We start from the raw sequence: 7,824 nt of genomic DNA, 5'->3' as shown, positions 1-7,824 counted from the left end.
CGGCCGCCGGACGTGTGCCGTGAGGTCCTGCGCTTCGTCCGCATGCCGGGCGCGTACCCCTGCGACGGCGGGAAACACGGGGCGCGTGCCGCCCTGCCGCCCGGTGCCGGGGGCAGGCCGCGCGGGAGCGAGCGGCTCGGCCGGATGCTCGTGCGGGTGCACCGCCGGGTCCGCCGGGTCCGTCGGCCCCGGCGGGCGGACCCGGTCTCCGGGCGGAGGGAAGCCGGTGTCGTCGGGCTCCCGGCCGGCCGCGAAGATCCGTGCCGCGGCTCCGATGCGGTGCTCCCGCCGCGGCCGGCGCCGTCACGGTGTCGGAGCCGTCCTGAACAGGCCCGTCCGGATTCCTTCGGGGCCGCCGTCGTGCTCCGCCCGCCGCGCGCTAACCTCGGCGACCGACAGCGGCGCGGCTGCACGACCAAGGGGTGTCATGAGCAGGCTGAACAGGACGGACCGTCCGTACGACATCGTGCTCTTCGGAGCCACCGGCTTCGTCGGGGCGCTCACCGCGGAGTACCTCGCCGCCCACGCGCCCGCCGGGCTGCGCTGGGCGGTCGCGGGCCGCAGCGCGCAGAAGCTGGAGCGGCTGTGCGAGCGGCTGCCCGGGGGCGCCGGGATCGGCCGGCTGAGGGCGGACGCGTCCGACCCGGCCTCGCTGCGCGAACTCGCCGAACACGCAAGCGTGGTGGCCACCACGGTGGGCCCCTACGTGGAGTACGGCGAGGAACTCGTCGCCGCCTGCGCGGACACCGGCACGGACCACGTCGACCTCTCGGGTGAGCCGGAGTTCGTGGACCTGGTGTACGTCCGCCACGACGCACGCGCGCGGGAGACCGGCGCACGGCTGGTGCACGCCTGCGGCTTCGACTCGGTGCCGCACGACCTGGGCGCCTACTTCACCGTGCGGCAGCTGCCCGAGGGCGTGCCGCTGACCGTGGACGGCTTCGTGACCGCCGACGCGGCCTTCTCGGGCGGCACGTTCGCCTCGGCGCTGGGCCAGTTCGCCCGGCCCCGGCAGCTCCGCGCGGCGGCCCGGGACCGCCGGCGCCATGAGCCGCGGCTGGTGGGCCGCCGGGTCTCGGTACCGTCGGGCGCGCCGCGCTACGCCCCGGAGGTGGGCGCCTGGGCCCTGCCGCTGCCGACCGTCGACGCGCAGATCGTGCGCCGGTCGGCGAGGACGCTCGACCGGTACGGGCCCGACTTCCGTTACCGGCACTACGCGGCCGTCCGCCGTCTTCCCGTGGCGGTCGGCGGGGCCGCGGCCGTGGGCGCGCTGGTGGCGGCGGCCCAGTTGCCCGCCGCGCGGCGCCTGCTCTCCGACCGGCTCAAGCCCGGTGAGGGGCCGAGCCCCCAGAAGCGCGCCCGGAGCTGGTTCACCGTCCGCTTCGTGGGCGAGGGCGGCGGACGGCGGGTGTACACGGAGGTCTCGGGCGGTGACCCCGGCTACGACGAGACGGCGAAGATGCTCGCCGAGGGGGCGCTCAGCCTGGCCCTCGACGACCTCCCGCAGACGTCCGGACAGGTCACGACGGCGGTGGCGATGGGCGACGCGCTGATCGAACGGCTGCAGAGCGCGGGGATCCGCTTCCGCGTCGCCGCGACCCGCTGACGGGCCGACCGGACCGGAACCGCCCTGCGGCAGGCGTTCGAGAACGGTGCGGATCATTCCGGTGATCCGGCCGGGCCCGGCCGGCACGGCGAGGACCAGCCCGGTCGTCACGGCCCGCTCGACGGGCCGGGCGGAAGGCGCGGCGGGCTCGGGCGCGCGGCGCGGTGCCGTGCGCCCGAGCCCGCCGGCGGGGGTGGTGGCCGGGCCTCCGTGCACGTACTCGGTTCGCGCCTGAGCGCCCCCGGCCCGGTGCGCGCGGCTCGGTGTTCCCCGACTTGAGACTTGCGGGCCGCCCCGGCCCGGCATCCCGACGCCGGCCGGCGGAACCGTTCCCCGAAGTGCCAACAAGGAGTTCAATGAAACCCTTGAAGGCATGCGATTTCTTCTCGAAGTCACCATGGACGGCGAAGCGTTGGCGAAGGACCCCACCGGGGAGCTGGGGCGGATCCTGCGGTACTGGGGCGGGAACGTGCGCCACTTTCCGCTGGAACCCGGCGACGGGTCGGTGATCTACGACTCGGAGTACCGCGAGGTGGGGCACTGGAAGGTCGAGACGGCGGCCGGGGCGGAGAAGGAGGTCTCCTAGGTTCCGCGGCGCCCGGGCCGGGGTCGGCCGGGGTTCAGGCCCCGGCCGCCTCGCGGAGCGCCCTGCGGCACAGGGCGTCCGCCCTGCGGGTGGTCTCCGGGAGGCGGTGGGCGGGGGTCAGCGCGAGGGTGTGGGCGCAGGCGTTGTCGAGGCTCGTCCGATGGCCGACCGAGACGAAGACCGGCTTGACCGCGTCCCTCGTGCGCAGGGCGCGGCCGACCTCCTCGCGGCCGTCGAGCAGCGGTGCCGTGCTGCCGCGCGGGGTGTCCGGGGTGTCGTGGGCGAAGGTGAAGGGGTTCTTGGCGACGCCGATCGTCGGCAGGCCGGTGAGGACGCCGAGGTGACTGGCGAGGCCGAAGCGGCGGGGATGCGCGCGGCCGTAACCGTCGCAGACCACCAGGCCGGGCGGGCAGGGCAGGGCGTCGAGGGCGGCGAGGACGGTGGGGAGCTCGCGGAAGGCGAGCAGCCCGGGCACGTACGGGAAGGAGATCCGGCCGACGGCCGTGGCCTCGGCGACGACGTCGAGGCTCGCCGCGTCCAGGACGACCGCCGCCGCCGCGACGACGTCCCGCTCGTCGTCGTACGCCACGTCGACCCCGGTGACCCGGCCCGTCCCGGGCGGTGGGCCCGGCTCGTCGAGCACCACCCGCGCACGGAGTGCGTCCTGGACGGCGCGGGCCTGCTCCTCGGTCCCGGGCCAGTCGGCCGGTGTGCGTACGGTCGTCATGGTGCCCCGAGCCTACGGGGCGTGCGCGTTCCGCGCGGCGGGCGTCCCCGGCCCCGCGCACGGCGGCCCCGCCGACGGGACGGTGGACGTCACCGCCGACGGGGCCGCGCGGGGCGGCTCACTTGCCGAGCGCCCGCTGGAGCTGGCTCTTGTTCATGTTCGAACGACCCTCGACGCCCCGGCGCTTGGCCTCCTCGTACAGCTGGTCGTAGGTCGGCCCCTGGGAGCCCTTGCCGGACCGCTGGCCGCCCCGCTTGCCGGACGACATGTCCTGGGTCGAGGTGCGGCTCGCGCTCTTGGACTCACCGGAGCGGGCGCGCTCCTTGTTCACCGTCCGCGCGGCGATCTCCTTGGCGCGTCCCGTGCTCTCGCCCCGGTCCTGCGCGCTCTCCTTGATGTGCTCGTACTGACGCTCCCGCTTGGGGCTGGAACCGCGTGGCATGTCCGCTCACTTCCTCTCGCGTTCAGCGAACGGGTACCCACACCTGCGGCGAATAGGACCCGTCGCACGCGTCGGTGCTCCGGGCGGGCCCCTCCCCTCCTCCACCGCCCCGCACACGGCCGCGGCGCGCCCCCGGCGGCGTGTCCGCCTTCTCCGCCCCGTCCGCCCTTTCCGTCTCGTCGGTGCCGTCCGGACGGCACCGACGAGACGGCGGGAAAATCCGGCGAACAGCGCACATGCCGCGCGGAGTACGTGAGAAGAGCCTCGTCGCCCGGGTGCATGAAGGCGGTGACAGAGGTCACTCGGTCTCCGTGTGCACGGATTGGCTGATTCCGTCGTCTCTTTCGATAGCCGACCCGATCCGCCCCGGAAGCCCGTCCAGACGTCACGAGGGAGCAAGGCGTTGTCCACCGTCATCGAGCAGCCCGTCGAGGCCCGTCTCGTCGCCGCCGCGCCGCGGATGCCGAGCATTCCCGCCACCCTGCACTACGACCGGAGGGACCCGTTCGCCGTCCGCATGACCTTCCCCGCACCCGCCACCCTGGAGGGCGTGGAGGTCTGCTGGACCTTCTCCCGCGAGCTGCTCACCGCGGGACTGCAGGGCCCCGAGGGCCACGGCGACGTACGGGTGCGTCCGTACGGCTACGACCGCACCGTGCTGGAGTTCCACGCCCCCGAGGGCACCGCCGTCGTGCACGTCCGCTCGGGTGAGGTGCGCCGCTTCCTCCAGGCCACGAGCGAGCTGGTGCCGACCGGCCTGGAGCACCTCCAGCTCGACCTGGACCACGGTCTCGCGGAGCTGATGCGCGACTCCTGCTGAACCGGGTCCCCGCGGGTCAACGCGCGCCGCCGAGCAGCGTGTTGAGCTCCGCGTAGTCGAGTCCGCCGACCGGCGTGCCGTACGTCCCCGTACCGAGCAGCTCCCGCGCCGCGCGACGGACCAGGGCGTGGGCGGCCTGGGCGATGCCGGACCCCGCGCTCACACGGGCGACGCCCAGGGCGGCGAGGTCGGCGACCGGCGGTGCGCCGGGCCCGGCCATCACGTTCAGCGGCCCGTCGACCCCGGCGGCGAGTTCCCCGACGGTCCCCGGGTCGACGGCCCCGGGGACGAAGATCCCGCCGGCGCCCGCGGCCCGGTGGGCGGCGGCGCGTTCCAGGGTGCGGTCCACGCCCCCGGCGCCGCGCAGGAAGGTGTCGACGCGGGCGTTGACGAACAGCGGCGCACCGGCCGCGTCGGCGGCCTCCCGGGCGGCGGCGATCCGCTCGGCCTGCTCGGTGACGGGACACAACGGGTCTTCCGCCGCGCCGTACAGGGCGTCCTCGAGGTTCACCCCGACCGCGCCGGCGGCGACGACCGCGCGCACGGTGTCACCGACACCGGCCGGATCGTCGGCATGGCCGCCCTCGATGTCCGCGGTGACGGGCACGCCGACGGCTCCGGCGATCTCCGCGACGGCCCCCAGCGCCCGCTCGCGGTCCACTCCGTCCCCGTCCGCCGCGCCGAGGGCCCGGGCGGGACCGGCGCCGGTGGTCGCCACGGCGGCGGCGCCCGCCTCCGCCACCAGCCGGGCACCGGCGAGGTCCCAGGCGTTGGGCAGGACGAGCGGACGGCCCGGGACGTGCAGGGCCCGGAAGGCGAGGGCGCGGTCACGGAGGGTGGCGGTGGAACGCGTCATGCGGATCACCCGCACAGCGGAGCGGGGTCCGTGTCCGGCGGAAATCCGACCCGCACGTCCGGCCGGCCCGAGGCCGGACCCGTCCCCGCGGCGGCGGAGCGGTCACCGGGCGGAGCTCATCCGCCCGTCGTGAGCGAGGGCGCGGGCACCGCCGCGGTCACCGCCGTGCGCAGTTCGCGCACGATCCCGCCGAGGACGGGCGTCGCGGCCCCGCCCCGTTCGGTCAGCTCCTCGATGCGCCGCTCGTGGCGGGCACGGTCCCGGTCCCGGTCCGGCAGCAGGGCGCGCAGTCCGGCGGAGGCCGCCAGGGCGACGACGGCCGCGTCCGCCTCGGGGACGTCCCCGGCCGGTACGGGACCGTCGAGGACCAGCCGTGCCTCGTCCTGCAGGGCGTCCACGCGGGCGACGCCGTCCAGGACGTACTCCACGGACGGGAACACCCCGAGCACCCGTCGCTTCTCCGCGTGCAGGAACCCCTCGGCGACCAGCTGCTCGCGGACCGCGTCCAGGGTGTACCGGGCGTGCAGCGTCACCCAGGTGCGCCAGCGGTGCGGGCAGGACTCGCTGACGAGTTCCAGCAGTCCGTCGAGGACCGCGTCCCCGGTGCGGGAGTCCAGGTCGAGGGGGGTGGCGATGCCGTCGTCGTCGATCAGCAGACCGCGCCGGGCCAGGTCGGCGAGGGCACCGGCCCGCACCAGAGGGGGCAGCCGGGCCGGATCGGTGACCTCCCGTCGCGTGGTGTTCCAGGCCAGCAGGTGGAGCCGGGCCGGCAGCGAGAGCGGGCCGTTGGGCACGGAACCTCCTCGGGTCGGTGAGGTCGCGATCGGTAAAACCGTTGACAGCCGATCCGGCCCCTCGTACGGTTTTCGACGGTTCTGTTGCCGTCGATGGGAGAAGGACGTTGCTCGTCTGAGGTTCTGAGACACCGCGTCACACCCGTGGGGTGTGCACGTCGCGTGCGACCTCGGCGTTCGAGCCGTCCTTCTGTGCGGAGCAGGGCTTTTCTCGTGCCCAGAGCTTCCTCCCGGCTGCCGGTCGTCTTCTCGCGGTGTCTCCATACGCGTTTGCCCCTGACCGCCCCGAGCAACCGCGGAGGCCCGTATGTCACCATCCATCACCTGTACGTCCCTCTCCTTCACCTGGCCCGACGGCACCCCCGTCATCGAGGGCCTCGACGTCTCCTTCGGTCCCGGCCGTACCGGGCTGATCGGTGTCAACGGCGCGGGGAAGTCGACCCTGCTGAAGCTGATCGCCGGTGAGCTCACGCCGACCGGCGGCGCCGTCCGGGTGGCCGGCGAGGTGGGGTACCTGCCGCAGAACGTGACGCTGGACACCGCGCTCCGGGTCGACGAGGCGCTCGGTATCGCCGCACGGCGGGCCGCGCTGCACGCCATCGAGGCGGGCGACGTGGCCGAGGAGCACTTCGAGACCGTCGGCGACGACTGGGACGTGGAGGAGCGCGCCCTGGCCACGCTCGGTGAACTCGGCCTCGGGCACATCGGATTGGACCGCACGGTCGGCGAGGTGTCGGGCGGCGAGTCGGTGCTGCTGCGGCTGGCCGCGCTGCTGCTGCGCCGGCCGGACGTGCTGCTGCTCGACGAACCCACCAACAACCTCGACCTGTACGCCCGCAGGCGGCTGTACACGGCCGTCGCGGACTGGCCGGGCGTGATGGTCGTGGTCAGCCACGACCGTGAACTGCTGGAACTGGTCGACCAGATCGCGGATCTGCGCCGGGTGAGCCCGGCGGCGCGCAGCACCTCGGTCGAGGGTGGTGGTGGAGGACGGGTGGGCGAGGTCGTCTGGTACGGCGGCAACTTCTCGGCCTACGAGGAGGCGCTGGCCGTCGAGCAGGAGGCGGCCGAGCGCATGGTGCGGGCCGCCGAGGCGGACTTCCGCAAGCAGAAGCGCGAGCTGGCCGACGCCCAGGTCAAACTGGCCCGCCGCAAGCGGTACGGGCAGAGGATGTGGGACCAGAAGCGCGAGCCGAAGATCGTCATGGGGGCGCGCAAGCGTGCGGCGCAGGAGTCCGCGGGCAAGCACCGCATCCTGCACGAGGAGAGGCTCGCCGGGGCCCGGGAACGGCTCGACGAGGCGGTGGAGGCCGTGCGGGACGACGACGAGATCCGCGTCGACCTGCCGTACACGGCCGTGCCGCCCGGACGTACCGTCCTCACGCTCCTGGACCTGGAGTTGGCGTACGGCGCCCGGGTGAACGGCGGCTTCGACCTGCGGGGACCGGAGCGGGTCGCGCTGGTCGGGCGCAACGGTGCCGGCAAGACCACGCTGCTGCGCACGATCGCCGGGGAGCTCGAGCCGGTGTCGGGCGAGGCGACGGCGCACGTCCCGCTGCGGTTCCTGCCGCAGCGGCTCGACGTCCTCGACGACGGGCTGACGGTCGCCGAGAACGTGGCCCGGTTCGCTCCGGACGCCACCGACAACCGGATCCGGGCGCGGCTCGCCCGCTTCCTGTTCCGGGGCGCCCGCGCCGACCGGAAGGCGGCGACCCTGTCCGGCGGCGAGCGCTTCCGTGCCGCACTGGCCGCACTGCTGCTGGCGGAGCCCGCGCCGCAGCTGCTGATGCTGGACGAGCCGACCAACAACCTCGACATGGCGAGCGCCCGGCAGCTCACCACGGCCCTGGAGTCGTACGAGGGGGCACTGATCGTCGCCAGTCACGACCTGCCGTTCCTGGAGTCGATCGGGATCACGCGGTGGCTGCTGATGGAGGAGGGAGAGCTGAAGGAAATCACGACAGAAGCTGTCGGGTATCCCGCCTAACGTCGG

At 74.6% G+C, this 7,824-nt stretch carries 8 protein-coding genes and 1 pseudogene; 4 read left to right on the top strand and 5 right to left on the bottom strand.

From position 1 onward, the window contains the following. The first annotated feature begins 427 nt into the window (after positions 1–427). On the top strand, positions 428–1,606 hold the full coding sequence (locus B7L92_RS17135; protein ID WP_081238464.1) for a saccharopine dehydrogenase family protein: 1,179 nt from the start codon (positions 428–430) through the stop codon (positions 1,604–1,606). Between the two features lie 48 nt (positions 1,607–1,654). On the opposite strand, the pseudogene mmpA reads toward B7L92_RS17135, so the two are convergent. Next, positions 1,655–1,912, bottom strand: a pseudogene (mmpA, locus tag B7L92_RS43680) (morphogenic membrane protein MmpA); the annotation flags it as partial. 67 nt (positions 1,913–1,979) lie between these two features. On the opposite strand from mmpA, the gene B7L92_RS17130 reads away from it, so the two are divergent. After that, the gene (locus tag B7L92_RS17130) at positions 1,980–2,192 is read left to right on the top strand and encodes a hypothetical protein (protein ID WP_081238463.1); all 213 of its coding nucleotides are present in this window, start codon (positions 1,980–1,982) and stop codon (positions 2,190–2,192) included. A gap of 34 nt (positions 2,193–2,226) precedes the next feature. Here B7L92_RS17130 and B7L92_RS17125 read toward each other — a convergent pair whose 3' ends face one another. Together B7L92_RS17125 and B7L92_RS17120 are read right to left on the bottom strand one after the other, a co-directional pair. Further along, positions 2,227–2,919 (bottom strand): endonuclease V, encoded by a 693-nt coding sequence (locus B7L92_RS17125; RefSeq protein WP_081238462.1) that lies wholly within the window; start codon positions 2,917–2,919, stop codon positions 2,227–2,229. Positions 2,920–3,037: 118 nt separating this feature from the next. Then, positions 3,038–3,361, bottom strand: a complete 324-nt coding sequence (locus tag B7L92_RS17120) for a plasmid stabilization protein (RefSeq protein WP_081238461.1) — start codon at positions 3,359–3,361, stop codon at positions 3,038–3,040. A gap of 403 nt (positions 3,362–3,764) precedes the next feature. On the opposite strand from B7L92_RS17120, the gene ssgD reads away from it, so the two are divergent. After that, positions 3,765–4,181 (top strand): spore wall synthesis regulator SsgD, encoded by a 417-nt coding sequence (ssgD, locus tag B7L92_RS17115; RefSeq protein ID WP_004980344.1) that lies wholly within the window; start codon positions 3,765–3,767, stop codon positions 4,179–4,181. Between the two features lie 16 nt (positions 4,182–4,197). Here ssgD and B7L92_RS17110 read toward each other — a convergent pair whose 3' ends face one another. Further along, complete coding sequence (locus B7L92_RS17110) at positions 4,198–5,037, bottom strand: isocitrate lyase/PEP mutase family protein (RefSeq protein WP_081238469.1); 840 nt, start codon at positions 5,035–5,037, stop codon at positions 4,198–4,200. Between the two features lie 116 nt (positions 5,038–5,153). Beyond that, positions 5,154–5,831, bottom strand: a complete 678-nt coding sequence (locus tag B7L92_RS17105) for a GOLPH3/VPS74 family protein (protein ID WP_081238460.1) — start codon at positions 5,829–5,831, stop codon at positions 5,154–5,156. Between the two features lie 307 nt (positions 5,832–6,138). Between B7L92_RS17105 and B7L92_RS17100 the strand changes: the two genes are divergently transcribed. After that, the gene (locus tag B7L92_RS17100) at positions 6,139–7,818 is read left to right on the top strand and encodes an ABC-F family ATP-binding cassette domain-containing protein (protein WP_081238459.1); all 1,680 of its coding nucleotides are present in this window, start codon (positions 6,139–6,141) and stop codon (positions 7,816–7,818) included. Positions 7,819–7,824: the final 6 nt, after the last annotated feature.

The organism is Streptomyces viridosporus (assembly GCF_002078235.1).
GTDB lineage: Bacteria > Actinomycetota > Actinomycetes > Streptomycetales > Streptomycetaceae > Streptomyces > Streptomyces viridosporus.
This window is presented reverse-complemented; position numbering and strand designations above follow the sequence as displayed.